The organism is Mycobacterium sp. GA-1841, from assembly GCF_001954135.1.
Taxonomy (GTDB): domain Bacteria; phylum Actinomycetota; class Actinomycetes; order Mycobacteriales; family Mycobacteriaceae; genus Mycobacterium.
In genome coordinates this window covers 1-768 of record NZ_MBEQ01000102.1, presented here as the reverse complement: position 1 = coordinate 768, position 768 = coordinate 1, and the positions used below count along the sequence as shown (strand labels likewise).

The window sequence follows — 768 nt, the reverse complement described above, 5'->3', positions numbered from 1 at the left end:
CTCGCCCAGCAGCGACCGGTCGCCCGTGGCCAGGGCGTCGAAGCCGATGAAGTGCGCCGGGGTCTGCTCGGCGAGCAGCTTCACCCGGCTGGCCGCCGGGTGCAGGCGCAGTTGCAGTGCCTCGAAGTCCAGGCCCGTGCCGGTCGCGATCACGATCTCCCCGTCGACGACGCATCGCTGCGGTAGTTCGGCGCGAGCCGCTGCCACCAGTTCGGGGAAGTACCGGGTCATCGGGCGTTCGTTGCGGCTGCCGAATTCGACTTCGTCGCCGTCACGAAAGCAGATGGTGCGGAAGCCGTCCCATTTCGGCTCATAGGACATGCCCGGCGGGATCTCACGCACAGGTTTCGACAGCATCGGCGAGACCGGTGGCATCACGGGCAGCTCCATCTGCCCACGATGACATTGCCCCGCAGCGGTGGTCTACCCGAGTATGGAACCCGTGGACTTGCCCGTGCAGCCGCCCATCGAACCGATGCTTGCCAAGGCGCAGGTGAAAGTGCCGGACGAGGCTGGGGTGTGGTCCTACGAACCGAAATGGGACGGATTCCGGGCACTGGTGTTCCGTGACGGCGACGAGGTGGTGCTGCAGTCACGCAACGGCAAAGAGCTCGGCCGCTATTTTCCCGAACTGCTCGACGTGTTGCGTGACGAGCTCGCCGGCCGGTGCGTGCTCGACGGGGAAGTGGTGGTGCCGCGTGAGGTCGACGGCCGGATCCGGTTGGACTGGGAGTCGCTGTCGCAACGCGTCCATCCGGCGGCCAGCCG

Annotated in this window: 2 pseudogenes; one reads left to right on the top strand and one right to left on the bottom strand. The window is 66.9% G+C overall.

Annotated features, from left to right (window positions below):
* Positions 1–390: pseudogene (gene ligC, locus A5740_RS23735) on the bottom strand (ATP-dependent DNA ligase); the annotation flags it as partial.
* 43 nt (positions 391–433) lie between these two features.
* Between ligC and A5740_RS23730 the strand changes: the two are divergent.
* Positions 434–768, top strand: a pseudogene (locus tag A5740_RS23730) (ATP-dependent DNA ligase); the annotation flags it as partial.